Source organism: Chryseolinea soli (assembly GCF_003589925.1).
Taxonomy (GTDB): Bacteria; Bacteroidota; Bacteroidia; order Cytophagales; family Cyclobacteriaceae; genus Chryseolinea; species Chryseolinea soli.
Map to the genome: position 1 here is coordinate 254,118 of NZ_CP032382.1, position 21,775 is coordinate 275,892.

At 52.7% G+C, this 21,775-nt stretch carries 14 protein-coding genes; 2 read left to right on the plus strand and 12 right to left on the minus strand.

All coding sequences use genetic code 11. From position 1 onward, the window contains the following. Window positions 1-6: 6 nt before the first annotated feature. The 5 genes from D4L85_RS00895 to D4L85_RS00915 all read right to left on the minus strand — a co-directional run bounded on the left by D4L85_RS00895 (window position 7) and on the right by D4L85_RS00915 (window position 5,668). Window positions 7-795: a PhzF family phenazine biosynthesis protein gene (locus D4L85_RS00895; RefSeq protein ID WP_119752547.1), complete on the minus strand. Its 789-nt coding sequence runs from the start codon at window positions 793-795 to the stop codon at window positions 7-9. 19 nt (window positions 796-814) lie between these two features. Continuing rightward, window positions 815-1,441: a hypothetical protein gene (locus tag D4L85_RS00900; RefSeq protein ID WP_119752548.1), complete on the minus strand. Its 627-nt coding sequence runs from the start codon at window positions 1,439-1,441 to the stop codon at window positions 815-817. A gap of 45 nt (window positions 1,442-1,486) precedes the next feature. Beyond that, window positions 1,487-3,913, minus strand: a complete 2,427-nt coding sequence (locus tag D4L85_RS00905) for an ABC transporter permease (RefSeq protein ID WP_119752549.1) — start codon at window positions 3,911-3,913, stop codon at window positions 1,487-1,489. 122 nt (window positions 3,914-4,035) lie between these two features. Further along, window positions 4,036-5,103: a winged helix DNA-binding domain-containing protein gene (locus D4L85_RS00910; RefSeq protein ID WP_119752550.1), complete on the minus strand. Its 1,068-nt coding sequence runs from the start codon at window positions 5,101-5,103 to the stop codon at window positions 4,036-4,038. 223 nt (window positions 5,104-5,326) lie between these two features. Beyond that, window positions 5,327-5,668 (minus strand): TfoX/Sxy family protein, encoded by a 342-nt coding sequence (locus tag D4L85_RS00915; protein ID WP_119752551.1) that lies wholly within the window; start codon window positions 5,666-5,668, stop codon window positions 5,327-5,329. A gap of 138 nt (window positions 5,669-5,806) precedes the next feature. Between D4L85_RS00915 and D4L85_RS34625 the strand changes: the two genes are divergently transcribed. Continuing rightward, window positions 5,807-5,953 carry a hypothetical protein gene (locus D4L85_RS34625; protein WP_174236138.1) on the plus strand — a complete coding sequence of 49 codons (147 nt, stop codon included), beginning with the start codon at window positions 5,807-5,809 and terminating at the stop codon, window positions 5,951-5,953. A 216-nt stretch (window positions 5,954-6,169) separates the two neighbouring features. On the opposite strand, the gene D4L85_RS00925 is transcribed toward D4L85_RS34625, so the two are convergent. The 6 genes from D4L85_RS00925 to D4L85_RS00950 all read right to left on the minus strand — a co-directional run bounded on the left by D4L85_RS00925 (window position 6,170) and on the right by D4L85_RS00950 (window position 16,426). After that, on the minus strand, window positions 6,170-7,540 hold the full coding sequence (locus D4L85_RS00925) for an alpha-amylase family glycosyl hydrolase (RefSeq protein WP_160143463.1): 1,371 nt from the start codon (window positions 7,538-7,540) through the stop codon (window positions 6,170-6,172). Window positions 7,541-7,704: 164 nt separating this feature from the next. Then, window positions 7,705-8,766 carry a SusE domain-containing protein gene (locus tag D4L85_RS00930; protein ID WP_119752554.1) on the minus strand — a complete coding sequence of 354 codons (1,062 nt, stop codon included), beginning with the start codon at window positions 8,764-8,766 and terminating at the stop codon, window positions 7,705-7,707. Continuing rightward, window positions 8,766-10,364 carry a RagB/SusD family nutrient uptake outer membrane protein gene (locus D4L85_RS00935; protein WP_119752555.1) on the minus strand — a complete coding sequence of 533 codons (1,599 nt, stop codon included), beginning with the start codon at window positions 10,362-10,364 and terminating at the stop codon, window positions 8,766-8,768. The genes D4L85_RS00930 and D4L85_RS00935 overlap by 1 nt, the downstream gene beginning before the upstream one ends. Window positions 10,365-10,382: 18 nt before the next feature. Then, entirely contained in the window at window positions 10,383-13,343 is a 2,961-nt protein-coding gene (locus D4L85_RS00940) for a SusC/RagA family TonB-linked outer membrane protein (protein ID WP_119758605.1), read from the minus strand. 252 nt (window positions 13,344-13,595) lie between these two features. Next, a complete protein-coding gene (locus tag D4L85_RS00945; protein ID WP_119752556.1) occupies window positions 13,596-15,188 on the minus strand; it encodes a DUF6377 domain-containing protein in 1,593 nt (530 codons plus the stop codon). A 113-nt stretch (window positions 15,189-15,301) separates the two neighbouring features. Next, window positions 15,302-16,426: a redoxin family protein gene (locus D4L85_RS00950; protein WP_174236139.1), complete on the minus strand. Its 1,125-nt coding sequence runs from the start codon at window positions 16,424-16,426 to the stop codon at window positions 15,302-15,304. Window positions 16,427-16,651: 225 nt separating this feature from the next. Here D4L85_RS00950 and D4L85_RS00955 point away from each other — a divergent pair, with 225 nt between their 5' ends. Further along, window positions 16,652-18,613, plus strand: a complete 1,962-nt coding sequence (locus tag D4L85_RS00955) for a sialate O-acetylesterase (protein WP_119758607.1) — start codon at window positions 16,652-16,654, stop codon at window positions 18,611-18,613. A 121-nt stretch (window positions 18,614-18,734) separates the two neighbouring features. Here the strand turns inward: D4L85_RS00955 and D4L85_RS00960 are convergent, their stop codons facing one another. Then, entirely contained in the window at window positions 18,735-21,773 is a 3,039-nt protein-coding gene (locus D4L85_RS00960; protein ID WP_119752557.1) for an efflux RND transporter permease subunit, read from the minus strand. Between the last annotated feature and the right edge of the window lie 2 nt (window positions 21,774-21,775).

Here is a 21,775-nt window from a genome sequence, read left to right on the forward strand (position 1 = left end):
TTCTGTTTATTCGATGTCGATCTGACCTATCAAATACGGCTTGGCAAATCCGCCGATCTCAACGCGATGGCCGGCCAGGCGACACTGCAAATCACCTTGCCGCGCCGACAGTTGGCGCGCTGTCAAGGTGGTCTTGCCCAGCTTTCCAGCCCAGTACGGTGTCAAGGTCGTGTGTGCCGAGCCGGTGACCGGATCTTCGTTCACACCGGCCTGCGGCGCAAAGAACCGTGACACAAAATCCACGGTGTCGCCTTTCGCCGTAACGATCACGCCCCTTCCCGGCAAGGTCGCTATCTTTTGAAAATCCGGCTTCACGTTTCTCACCTGCTCCTCCGAATCGAACACAACCATAAAATCCGTTTTGCCTTTGAAGGCTTCTCGGGGGCGGATGCTGAGTCCGTCCGTCAGTTGGGGCGTCAAAGCCACCGGTGCGTAAACATCGGCTGGAAAATCCAGGGTTAACAGCGCGCCTTTCCGGGTAACCTTCAACGGTCCGCTGCGCGGGGAATGAAAACGGATCTCATCGCCGGCGTGCCCCTCATAGTGAAATAAAGCATAGGCCGACGCCAACGTGGCGTGACCACAGAGATCAACCTCAACCGAAGGCGTAAACCAACGTATGGCATACTGGCCATTCTCCGGCACAAGGAAGGCGGTCTCTGCCAGGTTATTCTCCATGGCGATCTTTTGCATCAAGTCCTCCGGAAGCCACTGTGGCAGGGGACAAACGGCTGCGGGGTTGCCGCCAAAGACCTTGTCGGTAAAGGCGTCGATCTGGTATAGCTTCAATTTCATGGCAGTAGGTTTAGGATGGTCATAGGGGGCCTGTAAAGAACGAGAGCTCGATCGCATAGTGGCCATCGTCTATTTTCTGTATGCGATCGAGGGTGGCGGCACTGCGGATCGATCCTTCCTGGAAAACAATTTCTTCGGTCAGTTCAGCGGTTTTCTTTTCTTTTAACAAACGAGCGATGGCCTCCGTGCCATTGTCTGTGTCAACGCCGGCGTCCAGGCCTTTGCGGATATCCCGCATAAAGCCCACAGCCTTGTCCATCCAGTAGGGAACGTCCGTCGTGTCGGCTTGAAAGCGTGAGGTCTCAAAGCGGAACGTGAGCCAGTAATATTCACATCCTTTGTGATAGATGATGAGGCGATCGTTGTTTGCCAGGTCGGTTGCTTCTATAGCGTTGCCGTTGGGTTGTCGCTGAAAAGTTTCATTTGGGTAAACGGCTTTCTTTAATACAGGCTCCGGTTCGCTGCGGACGCAATCGTTCGCAGTGGTATCATTTTCAACGAGCTCGGCAATATCCGCTTCTGTCATCGCCGTGTCGTTGGCGAGTGTATCGGTCGTAGCCGTTGAAGTTTCTGTTTGTTTTACCTGACAGGCAAAGCAAATCAGGGTCAGCCCCGAAAGGCCGGCGATCGCGGAAAGAATTTTCATAAGAGAGTTTGTGGGGTTTACGCGCTAAATATAATCAATCGCGCGCTATTCCGTTCGCAAGGCTTCGGTTGGATTGCGTTTGGCCGCCTGGAAGATATGCCCACCCAGCGCCACGATCATGACGAACAGAGCCAACGCACCGGCCGCCACGAAGACCCACCACTGTAGGGGTGTGTGATAAGCAAAATTGCTAAGCCATTGTTGAATCAAATAAAACGACAACGCCGACCCCAACAAAGTGGCCGCCACCAGCCAGCGCATGAAATCGCGCGAAAGCAGGGCAGCAATGCTCAGGATAGATGCGCCCACCACTTTGCGGATGCCGATCTCTTTTGTGCGCCGCGCCGTGAAAAAAGAAGCCAGACCCAGTAAGCCGATGGAGGCAATAACGATGGCGATCACCGAGAAGGCCGTATAGATATGGGCGGTCGTTTGCTCGCGGGCAAACAATTTATTGAAGTCTTCGTCGAGGAAGGAATATTCAAAAAGATAGCCGTTCGACAATTGCTTCCAGGTCCTTTCAATGCTTTGCAACGTGGCGTTCAAGTCGGTGCCTTTGACCTTCACCAAAATATAATTGGCGTCGTTCTCCGTTTTGCGCAGATCGCCGTTGCGGAAAAAGATCACCATGGGTTCGATGGCATGGTGGAAGGATTGAAAGTGGAAGTCTTTCACCACACCCACAATGTTAACGTCCATGTCACCGAGTGTCCCGTGGTCGATCGTTTCTTGCAGCGGTTCTTTCATGCCCAAGACTTTTACAGCAGCCTCGTTGAGGATGGCCTGTGGTTTTTCGCCGGCCGTAAAGGTCTTCCCCTGGACCATTTTCAGGGAGAGCGTTTCCAGGACGTCGGCGTCGGCCACCAGCGGGAACACCGTCGGGGTCTCATCTTTCGGCGTGCCTGCGAAATGCTGGCCGTGTCCATCGAAGTGGCGGCCGGGTGTGGTATTCACATAGCTGACGTTTAGCACACCGGGTTGTTTTAGCAATTCATTTTTGAATGCCGACCGGTTGTCGCCCAGACCGCCGGGACGTTTCAATACCACCAGGTGATCTTTTGCGAATCCCAGGTTTCGGCTGGTCATATACTGCAGTTGTTTATACGCCACGATGGTGCACACGATCATGACGATGCAAATGGTGAACTGGGAAATAACGAGCCCGCTGCGCAGCCATTCGCGATTGCCCTTGATCATGGCACGCCCCTTCAAAGCGCGAACCGGGTTGAACGAAGCAAACGAAAGCGCCGGGTAGAAACCCGACAAAATCCCCAGCATCGCAGCAAACCCAACCAAGGCCAGCAGCATCAGCGGATTGCCGTAGTTCACGTGCAGGCTTTTCCCCGAAAGGGCATTGAAGAAAGGCAAGCTCACTTCCAGTATCGCGATCCCCAGCAGCAACCCGATGAACGCGATCAGCACCGACTCCAAAAGAAACTGAATGAACAATGCACCGCTGCGACTTCCCGTCACCTTGCGAATGCCTACTTCTTTTGTGCGCTGGAGCGAAAGCGCCGTAGCGAGGTTGGTATAGTTGATGCTTACCAGCACCAGGATGATCACGGCAATGGCCACCAACGCATAGGTGAGCATCTGTTTTCCTTCCTGGTTCTCGAAGATCATCGTGCTGAGATGAACATCCTTCAACGGCATCAGGAAAAGATCGTAGTGATCGTTGCCCCGGTATATTTCGCTCAAGGTCTTGCCATAGCGCTTCACCAGGTAAGGCTCATAATACGCTTTTATAAATTGGGGCATCCGGCTTTCAACATGCTGCCGGTTGGCATTTTTATTCAACACGACATAGGTGCTGAAGGTATGATTGGTCCAGCTGTCGGTAAAATCGAAGCCGATGCTCTTGAAGGAGCTGAGAGAAATCAGGAAGTCGAACGTGAAGTGGCTGTTAGTCGGGTAGTCTTTTACTACGCCGGTCACTTTGCATTCATGGAAGAATTGATCGAACAGAATGGTTTGGCCGATTGGATTTTCGTTCCCAAAATATTTCTTCGCGGTTTTCTCGGTGATGACAACCGTGTTGGGTTCCCGCAGTGCGGTCTTCGGGTTGCCTTGCAGGAATGGGATGGTGAACACGTCGAACACGGTGGAGTCTGCTCCCAGGATATGATCTTCGGCATGCTTTTGATCGCCGCGGGTAACAACCACGTCGTCAAACCAAAAGCAAAGTCGGGTAACGACTTCTACTTCGGGGAAGAATTCTTTTAGGGCCGGTCCGGTCGGAGGTGTGGTCCATCCTGATCTCCCTTCGTCGCTTCCCTCCTTGCTGTCGACGCCTACCAGGAAAAGCCGGTCCTTCTTTTCGTGGAAGTTGTCGTAGGTCAACTCGTCGTACGCATACATACCCAACATCAGCGATGAAGCAATGCCCACCGCCAGGCCCATGATGAGGATGACGGAGTAAAACCGGTTCCGGACAATGTTCCGCCAGGAGATGAGAAGATAATGTTTCAGCATAGGACAGCAGGTTTAGGATGGACGGAGACAAAAGTATGCCAAGATAAGAAAACGGCTTTTCAGCCAAATTCACCCGCCCCGCTGCGCACTACCGGCCAGGAACGTCCGCTGCCGGGCAACGTTCAGGACAGCTCTACGTCGATGCTAACAAACCTGCCGTAGTGTTTGAGGGCCTTCTTCAGGGTCTCTTGTTTTGCTTTGGGAAACGGCGGTGTGATGTCGGTCTCTACGGTGAATAGATTTTTGCTCCGGGTGCGCTTCCAGGTTCCCACCACGCGTTGGCCCGAGATCACCACCGGGCGAAAGATCCCATTGCCGGTCGACGCCGCCTGAGCATCTTCCAACACAACACTCCGGTCCTTGTAAGCAACAGTATATTCGTCATAGGGCGGCAACAAGAATACAGCACCCGTCGCCGATTTCAATTTTCCTTCCACGGGTTTGAACCAATAGGTTTGTCCCTCCACGGTGGCTTCTTCGAATTCCTTTTTTACGGCATCCAAATATTTCCGTGCGTCGGTGCCGGTGAGACCCGACCACCAGGCGAAGTCCTGCACGGTAGCGGGACCGTGGCTGGAAAAATACCGTCTTGCCAGCGAAGCCAGCGCCTCCTCCCGATCCGGCATTTTCGTAGCCGGCAGCCATTCGTCCAATAGCGCAAAGGTGGGTTGTTTACCCCGGCGAGGCGCCACGCAGATCAGACCTTTAAGCGCGCTGTAGACCAGGATGTGAAGACCGCGTTGCTCGCCCGTGTTGATCTTTGCACGACCCAAAGCGTCGTATAATTCCGGACGGGTCAGTGGCGCCGAACCTTCCAGCGCCTTGGCAAACACCTTCATGCCTTTAGTAAGCGTCTTAGCGTCCAACCCAACCTGGCGGTGCACGGTGCCATACCGCGTGATGACGCGGGGCGCAAGGTACTTCAGCATCCAGCGCACGTCTTCGGGAGACGTATAATGAATCGTTCCCCGTAACGGCCACGTCCGTACGATAGTCTTGTCGACAAGAGCTTGTTCGATGTCCTGATCCCGCGCATTTTTTAACCGCAGTCCCACGGCCCACAGCGAGTTGAGATAGTCCTGCGCCTGCACGGCAACCAGCCAGCGGACAACGTCTTGCGGCTTGGTGAAAGATTGTTGGGAGATCTGTTGATGATGAAGACGCAAGCGAGCGATGTCAGTGAGCTTCATGGGATGGGGGTTGCTTGGACGAAGATACGAGGATGTTGGGAAAGTTGGGAGGCGGTATTCAGGAGTCAGGAGTCAGGAGCCAGGAGCCAGTAGTTAGTAGCCAGTAATCAGTAGTCAGAATCCAGTAGTCAGAGATCAAAAGTTGAAAGCACAGTAGTTCGAAGTTGAAAAATGTTTTAAATAAAAACTCCTGGATTCTGACTCCTGGATTCTGGCTCCTGGTTCACTTCTTTTTCTTGGCCGCTTTCGCTTCCTTGTTGAAAGCCAGCGCCAGGTTTACCCAATAGTCGAACTTCTTTTTTGTGCGGAATCCTTCATCGCCTACAAATACGAATCCCTTCATCGTGCGGGTGCCGTGGACCATGGGGCGGCATCCGGGTTGATCCAGGGCTTCTTCGTAGGCGTCCGGGCCAACGCGGCACATCAATTCATCTTCGCTTACGCAAATGCACATCTTTCCGTTTACCATAAAGCAAACGCCGCGGAACATTACTTTTTCTTCGATCTTCTTTTGATCGGCCAGGGCTTCCCGTACTTTATCCGCAAGTTTTTCATTGTAGGCCATAGAGGTTCTTTTGTCGCAACCAAAGATAGACGTTGTCCGGAATTTTTTGTAGCATTCAACGTCAAGAAATCGTGACTATCGATGGCTCCTATTCCGGGGCCGGTGTTTATTAAAATATTCTATGCTAATTTCGTCCACATGAAAAAGTCTTTTTTCAAACTCCTCGCCCGCATCAACAAGGCGATCCTTCCCCGGTATAGCCAGCGGGATATTACCCGGTTGTCGAAACTCGATAAGGCTTTGGTGGCATTCCGGTATTGGGTGACGCTGAATTCGTTGGATTGAGGTGGAGAATCTATGCCGGAAAAGCTGACAAACGGATAGCATTTTTCACCGCCCCGCTTTCGCCAAAGCTTCAACGGGTACAGAAAGGTGCCGCAAAGGCTGTTCTTGTATTTCCCTTGCATTCTTTGGCGCCTTTCTTTACTCGCCGACTTGCCCGTCGCAGCTTTAGCGAAGACGGGAACTTTAGCGAAGGTGGGCGGTTCAAACCTTCACGCGCTACTTCTTCAAAACCAGATACCCGTAGCCACCGAGGGTCACCTTAGTTGTGAGCGTAACGGAAGAGTTATCCAGGACGTTGGTCCAGGTTGAGTTTTGAAGGCTGGCGTCGAGGACATATTCTTTCGATTCTCCCCGGACGTTGGCAAGTATGAGATATTCTTCGGTGCCGCTGGTGCGTTTGAACGCGGCGATGTTGTCGTCGCTATAATATTGCAGTGCACCCGAAGTGAAAGCCGTTGTGCTATTGTATATCCCCAGAAGCTTTTCATAGGCTGCCAGCATGGCGGGGTTCATCGTCCAGTTGATCGGGTCACGGGTAAAGAACGGCAACTTTTCAGCCTGCCCTACTTCCTGGCTGCCATAGAGCATGGGCACGGCGCTGGTAAAGATCGTTACCACGGAAGCGGACAATGCTCCACCGGTTCCGCCGAATAATTCCACAGGGGTACCATCGTAGGCAGATTGATCGTGATTGGTAGTATAACGCAGCTTGCGCCCGCCAGCAGGAATGCTGTTGTATTCGGCAAGGTGTGTCGCAAAAATGGAGGAGGCCGATTTGTTCGCTTCATACACCTGCTTTAGATTGTTGTAGAAGTCCCACGCATAGTTCATCTGGAAGCCGGCCGTAAAATTATCCGCCTTGCCCCCCTCGGCTAAGAGGATCAGGTTTCTTTTCGGGATGGCCTTCAACTCATCCAAGGCCTGCTTCCAAAAATCGGTCGGCACAAAATCTACGGCGTCGCAGCGAAAGCCATCCACGTTGGCCTCGAGTACCCAGTACTTCATAGCCGCGATCATCGCTTTGCGCATGTCGCTATTGTCGTAGTTCAGCTCGGCAACATCCTGCCAGTTGGTTCCAGGCGGAATGATAATGTTGCCGGAGGCATCTTGCGTATACCACGTTTTGTTCTTCATCCACACATTGTCCCACGAGGTGTGGTTGGCCACCCAATCCAGGATCACGGCGATGTTGCGGTCGTGCGCTTTCTGCACGAGCTCCCGCAGTTTGTCGAGGTTTCCAAATTCCGTATTTACCTCAAGATAATTTTGCACCGCGTATAGCGACCCCAATCCACCCGCGGAACGCACTTGTCCCACGGGATAGATCGGCATGAGCCATATCGTGTTCACACCAAGAGCCTTGATGTTGTCGAGCCGGTCGATGATGCCTTGAAAATTTCCCGCCGTGCTGTATGCGCGCGGGTTCACTTCATACATCACGATGTTTTGTGTGGTGGGTACGTTGGCGAAAGGAACGCCGTATTGTTTGGGCGAGTCGTCAACAGGCGGTGTTACCGGCGCGGGATCGGTTTTGTCCGTGCTGCACGAGAACATCATCAACACGATAACACACAGTTTCTTCATCATGATAAAAGCAGAAATAAAGTTAAGCATTTTACAAAGTCATTGTAACGAACAAAAAGCACATGAGCCTTCACGCGGACGTTTACCTTCCGCAGGCCTTCACTCAGTTCGTTTATGGAAGGGGGCGATCGCCTTCGTCAGCAACAAACGCGATCGCTCTCCCCGAATTAATTTTTCTTTACGGTATAGGTGTACGCGTATGGCGCCTTCGACTTGCTGAGATCGATCGTCACCGTATAGTTACCCTCCTCCGGTATGCTGATGGCAGCGTCGGTCTGGATCAACGTTCCCGCAAAATCATTGCTGTTGGCCGGGCCGTAGTTTATATCCCAACCGTCGTTGGCCCTGAATTTCAGCGCACCGTTCTTCAGATTCAGGGTGACGCTCCAGGTGTCTTTCGCCTGGTTGTAGGTCATGGCGGTAGAGCTCGCCCATGCACCCGGTGTGGCGTCACCGACTACACCCCATGTCTGGATGAGGTCGATCTGATAGGTGAGCTGGTCCGTGTCGACTTTAAATTTATAATAGCCGGGCACGGGCAGCGACAAGCCGTCGGCAAGACCGTCGGTGGTGAGTTTGCCCGGGGTTTTCGAGTCGCCATAATTAATATGGTCCCAATCCGGTGAAGAGGTGAACTTGAAAGCCGTGCCACTGCCGATGTACACATAACCTTCAAACACAAAGTCGCTCACCGCTACAATCACCGGCGCATTTCCGGGGTTCCATCCCTGGTAACCACCGGGTAGCCATAACGTGGCGGGCTTGGCTGCTTTCCACGGCGTGATCTTGATCTTCACCACCGGCGACACCGCCGGAAACTTGCTGTTCACGGACGCCCGAACGCGAAGCTCCAGGGACGACGCCACGTTGGGCGTCACCTTCAATTGATCGATCAGCTTCGTGTTGATATCGCCCAGGATCAAACCCACGGAATCAAGCGCCGTGGTGGCCAGCACGATGGGCGCGGCAAAGTTGCGACCAGCCGAATCCAACTCCAGCACATAGCTCACTTCCGTGCTCACCCCGTAGTCGACTTTGTTCCATTCGAAAACTAACGTGTCGGTAGTCGTTTCTTCCGTAATCACACCGACATAGCCTTCTTTCACCTCCGTGATCTGGGGTGGTGTGGCATTCGGATTCAATACGGCTTTCGTTTCATCTTTTTCGCATCCCATCACCAGGAGAAATGCGAGTACCAGTATAGATATGGGTTTCATCTTGTTCTTCATTAGTATCCAGGATTTTGTACCAGGTTAGTATTCACGGCACGATCCGATGCCGGTATCGGGAAGATGGCATAGTGCGTTTGCGTGCTGGCACCATCTTTTACGTTTCCTTTCCAATCCCACAGGTACACGTCGCCGCTAAACACGCCAAAGCGGATCAGGTCGGTGCGGCGTTGTGCTTCCCAATACAACTCGCGGCCGCGTTCATCCAAAATAAAGGGCAGGGTTAGGTCGGCCGATACAATGTTACCGTCGGTGTTTCCATAAGCGCGCGTGCGGAGTTGGTTGACGTAGTCGACGGCGGTGTTCAGGTCGCCACCGCTGCCGCCGCGTTTCACCGCCTCGGCATACATGAGGTAGACGTCGGCCAGGCGGAACAACGGGAAGTCGGTGTCCACGAATGTGGGGTTCTGGCCTTTTGCCCCGGTCGAGGTCAGGTTCTTGAACTTTGCGCACAGATAGCCTTCGGTGAATACCGTGGGATGATCGATCTCCAGCGTTTGTCCATTGGTGTAAAAAATAGCGCGGTGATCAGTGTCGCCGGAAGGATCTGCAAACTTGTCGACAAATGCATTGGTCATGCGGTTGCCTGACCATCCACCGGAAGCTATCCCAAAGCCGCCGTCAGCATCCATCGAGCCGCCTACCGCTGCGTGAATAATGAACGTCACACCACCATAACCCCGGCCGCTGTTCCCATCTTCCGCGATCGGAAAAATGACTTCGTTGCGCAGCCTGTCGTTGTCGGCGAGGAACAAGTCTTTGTATTGACCGGTCAGCGAATACTTACCGGTGCTGATGATCTTGTTGCAATAGGTGAGACATTCGGTGTACCGGGTATTGCCTGCACCCCGGTATACTTCAGCGTTCAGGTTTAGTTTGGCCAGTAGCATCCAGGCAGCCGCCTGGTCGGCACGGGCATATTCGTTCATGCCCGGCGCAGCCAACGCGGGTTCAATGGCCTCCAACTCCTTTTGAATGTAGTCGAAGAGGTCGGCGCGCGAAATTTGTTTTGGCAGGAATGCGCCTGGCGCGTCCGCTTCCGTTACAAATGGCACATTGCCCCACAGGTCAAGTGCGAAATAATAATACAAGGCGCGTAAGAAGCGGGCTTCGGCTACAAACATCTTCACCTCGGCCTGTTCACTTGACGAAAGCCCATCGATGCGGGGTGTCACTTCGCGAATGAACTCGTTGCAATATGCAATGTTGATGAACACGCGTTGATAGAGCAGTTGCACATAGCCATTCTGCTCCGACCAGTTCTGACCATGAAACTCGGTGAGACCCGGATCGCCCCAAGCGCTGATGCATTCATCGGTCGTGATCTCTTGCGCACTCCAATACGTACGCAAGAAAGATGTGGTCCCTTCATCCGGCGCGTTGATCTCGGGCTGACCATATTCGCCGCGCTGTCCGGTCAGCGTCATCGCGCCGTAAAGCTTGGCCAGAAATTGTTTGAAAGACGCGGGATCTTTGTACACCGACGCCGAAGTTGTAATGCGTTTGTTCAAGGGCTCCGTGTCCAGGTCGCTGAAGCAAGAAGTTAGCACACTTCCCACGAGCAGCGCAGCAAAGGTTGATGTTGTATAGCGATTCATAATCGTATTGTCTTTAGATTAAAAGGTAGCATTCAGACTCAGGAAGAAGGAACGCGTGCGCGGGAAGAAGTTGTTATCCAGGCCGCCGGAGATTTCGGGGTCAAGACCTTTGTACTTCGTGATCACAAACACATTCTGTACGCCGGCGCCGATGCGCACGTTCAACTTCTCTTTATACAATTCCCTGAAACTGTAACCGAAGTTGATGTTGTCCATGCGGAAGAACGAGGCGTTCTCGACGTAATAGTCGCTGAAGCGTGTGTTCAGGGCGGTGGTGAACTTTGTTTCGTTGGCCAGTTTGCTCACGTTGCTGAGGTATTCCATAGAATTGTATAGCGTGCGGTACGTGCTGTTCGCGGCCACGTTGTTGTACACATAGTTGCCAAAACTGGCTCGCCCGGAGAAAGCAAAGTCCCAGTTCTTGTAATTCAATCGCGAGTTGATACCCATGTAGACAGTGGCATCCGGTTTCTTGTACACATACAGATCGCTGGTATTGATCACGCCATCCTTGTTGCGATCGACATAGGCATCTTCGATAGGCTTACCGTTGGAATCATAGATCTGTTGATAGGTGTAGAACGAAGCGCGTGAGTACCCGACCTTCTGCACTTGAATGGTTCCCGAAGTTGTACCGCCAACGCCCCCGAGTGGAATGATGAAGTTGGGATCGTTGCTCAGGTTGAGCCGCGTGATCTCATTTTTATTGTAGGTCACATTGCAGCCCAACGTCCACTGCAGGTTATCGGTGGAAATAATGTCGGCGCTCAAATTCAATTCGATACCGCGGTTCTTCATGCTGCCCACGTTGGTGGTAAGCGAGCTGGTGAAGTTAGTGCCCACAGGAATGGGAATGTAGGCAATGAGGTTATCGGATTTCTTTTCATACACATCCAACGAACCCGTGAGCCTGTTCTGGAAGAACCCAAAATCCAACCCCGCATTGATGGTGGTGGTCTCTTCCCACTTGATGTTCTGATCGTATCCATCGGGACGCAAGGTGTTGTAGAATGAACTGCCAAAGGGATAACGGGCGGCATTGTCGCTTCGGGTATAGGTGGCAATGTAAGGATAGTCGTTACCGTAGATATCCTGTTGACCGGTGACTCCATAGCCCAGTCGCAGCTTCAGATCGGAAAACGTTTTGTTCTCCTTCATGAAGTCTTCTTCATTGATCTTCCACGCCAGGGCAAAGGCGGGGAACAATCCCCAACGGTTCTTTGGTGCAAAACGCGATGTGGCGTCGTCGCGCAAGGTTCCCGTGAGGATGTATTTTCCTTTGTAGGTATAGTTCAGTCTTCCGAAGAAAGAAAGCAGGTAGTATTCCGTTTCATATATGTTGACGCGCGTAGCGGCTTCACTCTTCTGATTCATTGTTGAATCGGCACCGGAGCTATAGAAGTGTGACCACGAATATCCACCCATCACATCGATCTTGCTGTTGATGCTGGGAAGTTCTTTGGAGTAGTTCAGGTAAAAATCCAGCAGTTGGTTTTTGGCGGTCGCGGTGTAAGGATTGATCTGTCCTCCGGCAACCGTGGGCAAATAGATCCATTGCGTGCTGTCGCGCACGTTGTTGTGGCCTTTGGTTTCGGAGTAGTCGTAGCCCAGGTTTAGGTTGGCGTGCAGGTCTTTCAGGAACGGAAGCGCATAGTCGAACTTCACGTTGCCAATGCTGCGCTTCACCGTCGACGTGTTGTCGGTCATGTCGAGCCGGGCCACGGGGTTGCCGGGCGCCAGGTTGATGCTGTTGCCTTCAGGACCGCCTGTGGTCCATGTGGTGTAGCCGCGCCAGCGCTTGTTGCCGTTGTAAACGGGTTGCGTTGGATCATAGGCGATGGCGTTGCCGATGGCAGCCTGGTCGGCAAAGTTGTTCTGGTTGTACATCCCCTTCACGTTGATGTTCATCTTGAGATTACCGTTGAGGAGCGTGGGGTCGAGACCGATGGAGGCTGTCGTGCGTTTGAAGTTGTAGGTGTTGAGGATGCCGTCGGTATTGTTGTAGCCAACCGAAACACGATACGGCGTTTTCTTGGCGGTACCGGAGAGATTGAGGTTGTGATCTTGCCCATAGGCGGTGCTGAAGATCTCTTTCTGCCAATCGGTGTTGGCCGTTCCCAAAAGTTTCAGAACGGCGTTGTTGCCGGCAAATTGCTCATTCATCAGGGCGCGGTATTCGTCGCCCGAGAACACATCTACTTTCTTCGGCGCGGTATACATCGTGCCGGTTACACTATAGTTTACTTTGAAGTCTTTGCCACCGCGTTTGGTGGTGATGATAATGACCCCATTGGAAGCGCGTGAGCCATAGATGGCCGTGGCCGAGGCGTCTTTCAGCACGGTGAAGTTTTCAATATCGTTCGGGTTTAGGGTGGCCAGTATATTGGGTGACCCGCCCAGGTTGGTGTTGCTCACCGGCACGCCGTCGATCACAATGAGGGGATCGTTGCTGGCACTCAGCGAAGAGCCACCCCGGATGCGGATGGTCGATGTATTGCCGGGCGCACCGCTGTTGGTGGTGACCGACACGCCGGCGGTCTTCCCCATGATCAATTCCTGGGGTGAGTTCACCACGCCTTTGTTAAACGTCTCGGAGTTGACCACGGCAAGCGATCCACTGGCATCGGTCTTTTTCACCGTACCATAGCCTACGACCACAACTTCTTCCAATGTGGAAACGTCCGGCGACAAAGTCACCGCGATCGTGGTCTGGTTGCCGACGGGCACCTCCGTCGAAGCATAGCCTACAAAAGAAAAAACGAGCGTCGCGTTTTCCTTTACCAGGATGGAATAGTTACCCTGGGCGTCGGTCACCGTGCCGTTGCTGGTACCCTTTTCCAGAATGTTTACACCGGGAAGAAAGTTTTCGTCGTCTGCCGACTTCACCGATCCCGTGATGGTGCGGCTTTGCGCCCAGGCCGTCGTGGCCAGGAAACAGAGCAAGACCATACCCCTTGCGATTGAATAGAGTTTCATCATATGCTGTTGGTTTGAGCTGTTAAAATCTGCCGCCACAATGTCTGTGAAAGAAGGCTCCTTCAAACGTTTGCGGGCATAACAAAGGAAAGCAGGTGCCAACGGCACGATCAATTTGTCCCGTGAAAATCTAGAAAATCTTATGGCTGTTTCGGCGTCAACAAATTGACCGACAACGGATTGGCTGGATTGGGATGGTCGGAAAATCTCAACGGTTTCTCAGCTTTTCAACCGTTAACCAATCCGTTGAGATCACTAAATGGCCCGGATGGCCATGATCTTCTTCTCGAATTCTTCGTTGGGAAGGATCGATTTGTTGCGGATGCGGGTCTTGTAGGTATAGATGGTGGTAACGGAATAGTCCAGGATCTTCGCAATCTTTTCATTGTCGTGGATCCCCATGCGGATGAGGGCAAAGATCCGCAACTCGGTATTCAGCAGCTGGTCCTCCTTCAAATGAATGCGATCCTCCTCGTTAAAAAAGGAATTGAAGATGGTCACAAAATCGGGGAACAGTTTCAAAAACACCATGTCGAAGTTGTGGTACAATTCCTCCCGCTCTTTTTTGATGTTGATGCTTTCGACCGTAAAGCGAAGGTCTTCGAGCTTTTTGGTCATCAGTTTCATCTCCAGGGATTTCTTCAACACATCGATCTTGGTGATGTATTCGGCCGTGGTGGTGAAATAATACCAAATGTATTCCTCCTTGATCTTGTTGGCATCGCCCAGTTGATGGTTGGTTTCCGTCAACACGTCGTTGGCTTCGGTGATGGTTTTTTTGGCCACCTGCAAGCGCTGGAATTGCTTGTAGATAATGACGGCAAACGCAATGGTCATCAGCGTGAGCACGGTAATCGCCGTAGAATATAAAAAGAGCATCCTTCGTCTCGACTCGATGATGTTGAGCTGCTTGCCCTCGATGATGGGGTACACCGCCGCGATCTGCACCTTGCGGTGGCGGGCGCCGTAGAAGTTGGCGTCTTCCATGGCCACCTTCACATATTTGTAGGCGCCTTCGATGTCACCCTCCTTATATAACATGTCGGCCAGGTTTAGGGTGGCCAGTGTTTCCTTGGTGCTGGCCCGGATGTCGGCAATGGCGGCACGAATCAGCATTTCCTTGGATTTCTGGAGCTGATCGGAGTAGAAGTAAATAAAACTGAGCGTGCTGGCCGCCACGGCAAAATCGGTGTCGGAGACTTTGTAGCGGCCGATCATCTCTTCGAACGCCTGCTGCGCCTGACGCATGTCGCGGAGCCGTGTACTTTTCAATCCCTGCAACAATTTGTAGTGGGCGGAATTGGGAGGTGTCAGCAACAGCGCGGAGTCCATAAACCGGTTACCGCGGTCGGTGTATTGACGGCTGTAAAAATCATCGCGGTCAAAATCCGACAGATCATAACACGTGCGGGCCATCAGGTAATTGTATTCCTGGCGCGTACTATCCGGCAGACCACGCGAGCGTATGCTCCGCAAAGTATCCAAGGCCTCCAGAAAGAGCCCGGACGAAACCAGCACAAAACCCGACTTCAGTTTGGCCTGGGTGATGCGAATGGGGTCTTTTGTTCGATAAGCGATGTCCTGGAGCTTGCGGGCGTAGGTAAAGGCTGAGTCATAAATGAAGGACTTGTACTCTTCATAGATCTTCAGGTAAAGATCAAACAACGCCGCATCCTTCGCCTGATGTGTCGCCGCGGTGTAGCGGGCAATGCGTTCCTGCTTTTCTTTCAGATATCCCTCCCGTCTGGCAATGGTGGCGTTGAGTTCGTGCAATAAACTATCCGTCCGCGATTCCGCCCCCGCTGCCAACAGCACCAGGCAGAACCCGATGGTAAGAAGTGCTCTCATGATCTTCACGTAAAAGGAACAAGGTAAGGAGTTGGGCGTAAGAAGCCAACACTGCTGGCCGGCAGCCAACCTCGAAATCAAAGCTCCCCCAATGCAGACCTGGGATGGGCGCCTCAGTAATACCGCCCGATCAACGCATTCTCCACAATCCGTTTTTTCATTTTCAACGGGTCGATGGGTCCCTGCTGGCTGTAGATGATCTTGCCTCCCGGTTCTACCAACACCGTATAGGGCAACGCACCCTGCCATTTCGGATCCACGGCTTCGATCAGGTCGTAAATGTTATCCTTATTAAAAATGTAGTTCGTGTTGGCGGCTTGCTTCAATTTCAAAAATTTGAGGGCCTTCTCCTTGCTGGCGATCTTGTCGGCACTGATGGAGATGAATTCAAAATCACGCCCGCGATACATGCGGTCGATGGTGATGAAGTCGGGAAACTCCTGCACACACGGTCCGCACCAGGTCGCCCAAATGTTGATGAGACGCAGCTTGTCGCCTTTGTTCTTCAAAAGCTCTTGTACACCGGCAACGTCGATCTCGTTGAGCGAAACCGGCATGGCCGCCCATTCTTTTAGCAGCTTTTCGGTGTATTCATTTTTCCACGACCACTTCATGCTGCAGCCAAACACTTTGGTGGTGGCCGGCTCCGGTTTTCGACCCGCTAACACCGCATCGATGGCGTTGCGAAGGTCTTCGCCATTGCCCGTTCCTGGCTTTTCGTGCTGATCGAGCCTGCCGGTGTATTGAAGCTTGCGGTCTTTGTCAAAGACAAAAGCATGCGGCGTGGCCACCGGGCCGTAGGCCAGCGCCACTTTCTGATCGTCGCCGTCGTAGAGGTAGGGGAAATTAAACGATTTGTCTTTTGCGCGAATGATCATTTCGTCATAGGTGTCTCCAAACTCCGTGTATCCTAACTCCGCCAGGTTCAGCGCCGGGGGATTGTTGGACGAGATCACCACCACGTCGACACCTTTACTTTTATAATCGCGCGTGATGGCCATGATGCGGTCTTCATAGGCTTGCGCGGTAGGGCAATGGTTGGCATTGAAGACGATGACCAACGCTTTAGCGGCCGTGTATTCCTGGAGCGCGTGGAATTTTCCGTCGATGCCTTTCAGGTTGAAATCCGGGGCTGCCGCGCCGATGGCCAAGGTCGGGGGATCGTCGTGGTGGCTTTCCTGCGCCTGGATCAGGGTGGCCATTAAAAGCAGGGCGATGCAGAGAATAGGTTTGGTCATATGTTCTTCAGGTTTAAAGATCAAACAAAAGCCATACGCAACAGGTCAGCACAAACCGGGATCACACAAGGATGCACCTAAAATAACATTTATAATCTTTCCGCCGAAACGATGCTGTACAAACCCGTCGCCGAATTCCATGAAGGGCTTGATAAATTGACGGGTTATGCTAAACTTGATCATCGCTGCCTTTGTAGCATTCAACGATCACCCAAAACCGTCTTTATGAGAACATTGAATTTTTGCGCCCTGCTCGTTTTCCTCACCGGATCGGCTCTCGCCAATGTGACACTTCCCCGGATCTTCAGCAACAACATGGTCCTGCAACGCAACCATGCCATCACGGTATGGGGTTGGGCCGATGCCAAAGAGAAGATCACCGTTCAATTCAATCACCAAACCAAGACCATCACGACCGGAAAAAACGGCCAATGGAAAGTGGTCCTCGCCAATGAGCCCGCCGGTGGCCCCTACGACCTTACGGTAAAGGGAAAGAATAACATCACCCTCAGCAATGTGCTCGTAGGCGATGTGTGGATCTGCTCCGGGCAATCGAACATGGAATGGGTCGTGCGCAACACCAACAATGCCGCCTCCGAAATTGCGCAAGCCGATTTCCCGCAGATCCGTCACTTCAAAGTACCGCTCACCATCGCCACAACCCCCAGCGACGACGTGACCGGTGGTGAATGGAATGTCTGCGATCCCGCGCACGTGGGCGACTTCACGGCCGTTGGTTATTTCTTTGCACGCGACTTGTATAAGGAACTGAACATCCCCATCGGCCTGATCAACACATCCTGGGGTGGCACACATTCCGAAACCTGGACCAGCCGCAGTGCCTTCGAAGGCAGCGACGAATTCCGGTCGATGATCCAATCCATGCCCCACCTAAACCTGGACAGCGTCGCCAATGCAAAAGCGGCCGCCACCCAAGCGCGCATCGAGAAACTTCAAGGTAGCCTCAATGTGTCCACAGCCGTTCTCATCACCTGGAAAGACGTCAACTTCAACGATGCCTCCTGGCTCACCATGAACCTCCCCACGATGTGGGAAACGCAAGCGCTTGGCGACGTCGATGGCTATGTGTGGTTTCGCAAAACCATTACCCTCAACGCCGAACAGGCCGGCAAAGCCGCTACACTATCATTGGGTGCTATAGACGATGCCGATCAAACTTACGTGAACGGCCTCCTGGTGGGGAGCACCAACTCCTACAGTGCCAAGCGGGTGTATAACATCGCTCCAAATATTTTAAGAGAAGGAAAAAATGTGATTGCCATCCGGGTACAGGACACGGGCGGTGGAGGCGGTGTGAATGGAAATCCTGAGGACATGCACCTCTCCCTCTCCAACGCAGCGTTCCCGTTGACGGGTCCCTGGTCCTATCGCGTAGAGTCGTTGATGACAGGGAATGGTGTGGGACCAAACAGTTACCCCACACTCTTATACAACGCCATGATTCACCCGCTGCTGCAATACACCATCACGGGCGCCATCTGGTACCAGGGCGAATCCAACGCGGGACGGTCGTATCAATATCGAAAAGCTTTTCCACTGATGATCACCGACTGGCGCAAACATTGGGGACAAGGCGACTTCCCGTTCTATTTCGTCCAGCTTGCCAGCTATGATGCCAACCACGGCAACAGTCAAAACGGTAGCGGCTGGGCCGAGCTGCGCGAAGCACAGACGCTCACCCTAAGTCTGCCCCGCACAGGCATGGCCGTGACCACCGACATCGGCGAGTCGCATGACATCCATCCGCGGAACAAGCAGGATGTCGGAAAACGATTAGCCGCGATTGCGTTGCACGACACGTATGGAAAGAACGTCGTGTACACCGGGCCCGTGTGCAAAACTGTGCTCTTGGGGACGGGAAAAGTCGAGCTCGCGTTTAATTCGATGGGCAGTGGGTTGATGGTGAAAGACCGGTATGGTTATGTAAAAGGCTTTGAGGTAGCGGGAGAAGATCATGTATTTCACTATGCCAAGGCGTACATCGAAGGGGATCATGTAGTGGTGTCTAGCGATGACGTGAGAGCGCCCATCGCTGTGCGATATGGATGGGCGGATGATGCGGGCGATGATAATCTGTATAATAAGGAAGGATTTCCGGCGGGTCCGTTCCGGACCGATACTTGGAAAGGTGTGACGGAGGAGGCGAAGTTTGATTTTGAAAGGTAGCGCGAGGCGGCTCAAGATTTGAGGCGCAGAGACGCAAGAAGAACGCAAAGAGAAGCACTGCCTTTGCGCCTTTCTTTGCGTCCTTTGCTCGCCGAAGCTCTAGCGAAGATGATCTGACGACCTACACCACCTTCGGAGGAATAAGTTTATATACGACGGGCGTCACAATCCGCGACAACAGTGTGGAGCTGATCAACCCACCAATCAACACGATCGCCAATGGAGAGATCAAAGGATTCACCGACAATGCAATCGGCATCAAGCCACCAATCGCCGTCAAAGAAGTAAGCACGATTGGCAAAAACCGGACCTCCCCTGCTTCCCGTATCGCTTCGTCGATCGATTTCCCTTGCGCCCGCAATTGATTTGTGAAATCCACCAACAAGATCGAGTTCTTCACCTCCACACCCGCCAGCGCTATCAACCCAATGATGGCAACAAAAGACAACGAGTTACCCGTCAGGAACAACGCGATCACCGCGCCCACAACCCCCAGCGGAATAACGCTCAACACGATCAGCGTGCTCTTAAACGTTTTGAACATGAGCACTAACACCGCCACAAACATGAAGACCGTCACAATGATCACCGTTCCCAATCCGCCAAACGATTCGTTGCCGGCCTCCACATCGCCACCCATCATAAAGCTGTAGCCGGCAGGTAATTTGGTCGACTCCATCTTGCTCACCACTTCGCGGATCACTTTATCGTTGAGGTAACCTTTTTTCACAAAGGCCGAAACAGACACCATGCGATTTTTATTGTAGTGATCGATCCGGAGCGGCGATGTCTCCAACTGCAACCCGGCGATCTGCGCCAACGGCACAGCGGCGCCTTGACGATTATTCACAAAAAGATTTTCGAGCGATGCCAACGTGGCGCGTTCCTGTTTTGGAGTGGTCAGATGAATGCTGTAGTCCTCTCCCTCTGCGTCGGAGAAACTTCCCATATCCAGGCCGGCCACGGCAAGCCGAACGGTGCGATCGATATCCACTGTATTAATACCCGTCATCCGGGCTTTGTCCTGGTTGATGACCACGCGCATGTCGCTCTTCAAATTGCTGACGGGGTTGTTCACGTACAACGTGCCTTCGGTTTGTTTCAGCATGTGTTCGACGCGACCCGCCAATGCTCGGAGTGTATCCAGGTTGTCGCCAATCAGGCGAATTTCTATCGGCGCAGCCACGGGCGGGCCTTGTTCAAAGTTCTTCACCTCGATCTTTGCACCAGGATACTGGTTGAACTGATCGCGCAACGCATTGATGATCTCCAATTTTTTCTCGGGGGAAGCATGTTCGTCCAACTGCACAAAGGTCTGTGCAAAATCCGTGTGCTCGTTTTCCTGCGACACATTGTAATAGATCCGGGGATTACCCTTGCCTACGTTGGTAGCAAAGAACGACACTTCAGGAATGGCCGAAACCACCCTCTCCACATAGCGGGAAACCGTATCCGTTCTTTCCAAATTGGTTTGCAAAGGGGTGATGGTATTGATGATGAACTGTGGTTTTTCCGATGCGGGGAAAAGCCCGAAGCCGATGATGGGGAAAAGCTGCAACGAAGCAAAGAAAATGATACCGGCAGCCACCAGCGTGATCACGGGTTTCTGCAAAGCCTTGTCCAACAGTCGCGAATAGCTGCCGTGGATCAATCGTTGCAAACCGCGCAGGAAAATGTTGCCGTGATCATCGCCCTTGTCTTTCAAAATACGGCTCGACAAAAACGGGATGATCGTCAACGACACCAGCATGGAGGCCAGCACGGCCATGATCACCGCCAGGGGCAACCCGCGGATAAAGTCTCCCGCGCCTTCCGGCAAAAACACCAGGGGCATGAAGGCGATGATCAGCGTCACCGTACAGCCCACAACGGCCAACCCAATCTGGCGTGTTGCCTTGATGGTGGCGTCCAGTCGCGAATGACCTTCGCGCATCCATCGTTCGATGTTTTCCACCACCACAATACTATCGTCCACCAGTAAGCCCAGCGCCACTACCAACCCCACGATGCTCAACTGATTCAAACTGATCCCGAGCAAGTTCAACAACACCAATCCAATGGCCAGCGACAAGGGGATAGAGATCATCACGATCGTGGCAGCGCGTCCACCCAAGGGCAGAAGGGTGATCGACACGAGGAGGATCGCGATGAGAAAGTCCTTACCCAATCCCGCCAAACGTCCATTCACGTTGTCAGCCTGATCGAAGTGGTTCACCATGGCAATGTTCGACGGCAGTGTCGCCTCAAATTGCTTCAACACCGGTTTGTACACTTTTTGCGTTTGTGTGATGTTGAGTCCAGGCTTTTGAGCTGCCACCACAAACACACAACGGTGACCGTTGAGGCGCGTAATGTGCGTAGCTTCTTCAAAAGTAATGGATGCGTCGGCGACATCGCTCAACAAAATATTTTTACCGTTTGCGGTATAGACAATCGTATTCCGGATCTCATCCAGGTTCGTATAGTTCCCGCTCGTTTTGATGTTGAACGATTTGGAACCGGCGATGACACTGCCCCCGGGAATGTTGGCCATCTCGCTTTGCAAACTGCCAATGATGGCGTCCATCGGAATGTGCATCTGCGCGATCTTTTCCAAACGCAACTCAATGCGAACGATCTGTTCCGGCAAGCCCTGGATCTCCACGTTCTTCAACATCGGAATTTTCTCCAACTCGTCTTGCAAGGCTTCCGCTTGTTTCTTCAACACGGTACGCGAAGCGTTTTCCGAAATGAGGGCGATCTGCAGGATGTTCACATCCGAAGGCTGGAATTTATTCACCTCCATTGAATATATGTCCTTGGGCAATTCCGATCGAAGGCTGTTCAATTCACGGATCAGCTCCTGGTATTTTTCATCCGGGTCGCTCTCATATTTAAACTCCACACGAAACACGGCCAGACCATCGCTGATGGTGGTGCGGATCCGTTTGATGTCTTCCAACTCGTTCACTTTATCCTCGATGGGATCGACCACCAACTCTTCCATATCCTTGGGGCTTGTGCCCGGATACACAATGATCATCGCAAACTGCGGCGACTCCACATCCGGGTCTTCGCTGCGCGGCATGGTGAGCAGCGTGGTGATGCCCACGGCGGCGGCCATCAAAAACATGATGAGCGTGAACTGATAATTTTTTACCGCATATTCAGAAATTTTCATAA

Excerpts from the sequence above, each read along its gene's own strand:
- D4L85_RS00895 (WP_119752547.1), bottom strand. The coding sequence starts at position 795 with ATGAAATTGAAGCTATACCAGATCGACGCCTTTACCGACAAGGTCTTT.
- D4L85_RS00900 (WP_119752548.1), bottom strand. The coding sequence starts at position 1,441 with ATGAAAATTCTTTCCGCGATCGCCGGCCTTTCGGGGCTGACCCTGATT.
- D4L85_RS00905 (WP_119752549.1), bottom strand. The coding sequence starts at position 3,913 with ATGCTGAAACATTATCTTCTCATCTCCTGGCGGAACATTGTCCGGAAC.
- D4L85_RS00910 (WP_119752550.1), bottom strand. The coding sequence starts at position 5,103 with ATGAAGCTCACTGACATCGCTCGCTTGCGTCTTCATCATCAACAGATC.
- D4L85_RS00915 (WP_119752551.1), bottom strand. The coding sequence starts at position 5,668 with ATGGCCTACAATGAAAAACTTGCGGATAAAGTACGGGAAGCCCTGGCC.
- D4L85_RS34625 (WP_174236138.1), top strand. The coding sequence starts at position 5,807 with ATGAAAAAGTCTTTTTTCAAACTCCTCGCCCGCATCAACAAGGCGATC.
- D4L85_RS00925 (WP_160143463.1), bottom strand. The coding sequence starts at position 7,540 with ATGATGAAGAAACTGTGTGTTATCGTGTTGATGATGTTCTCGTGCAGC.
- D4L85_RS00930 (WP_119752554.1), bottom strand. The coding sequence starts at position 8,766 with ATGAAGAACAAGATGAAACCCATATCTATACTGGTACTCGCATTTCTC.
- D4L85_RS00935 (WP_119752555.1), bottom strand. The coding sequence starts at position 10,364 with ATGAATCGCTATACAACATCAACCTTTGCTGCGCTGCTCGTGGGAAGT.
- D4L85_RS00940 (WP_119758605.1), bottom strand. The coding sequence starts at position 13,343 with ATGATGAAACTCTATTCAATCGCAAGGGGTATGGTCTTGCTCTGTTTC.
- D4L85_RS00945 (WP_119752556.1), bottom strand. The coding sequence starts at position 15,188 with ATGAGAGCACTTCTTACCATCGGGTTCTGCCTGGTGCTGTTGGCAGCG.
- D4L85_RS00950 (WP_174236139.1), bottom strand. The coding sequence starts at position 16,426 with ATGACCAAACCTATTCTCTGCATCGCCCTGCTTTTAATGGCCACCCTG.
- D4L85_RS00955 (WP_119758607.1), top strand. The coding sequence starts at position 16,652 with ATGAGAACATTGAATTTTTGCGCCCTGCTCGTTTTCCTCACCGGATCG.
- D4L85_RS00960 (WP_119752557.1), bottom strand. The coding sequence starts at position 21,773 with ATGAAAATTTCTGAATATGCGGTAAAAAATTATCAGTTCACGCTCATC.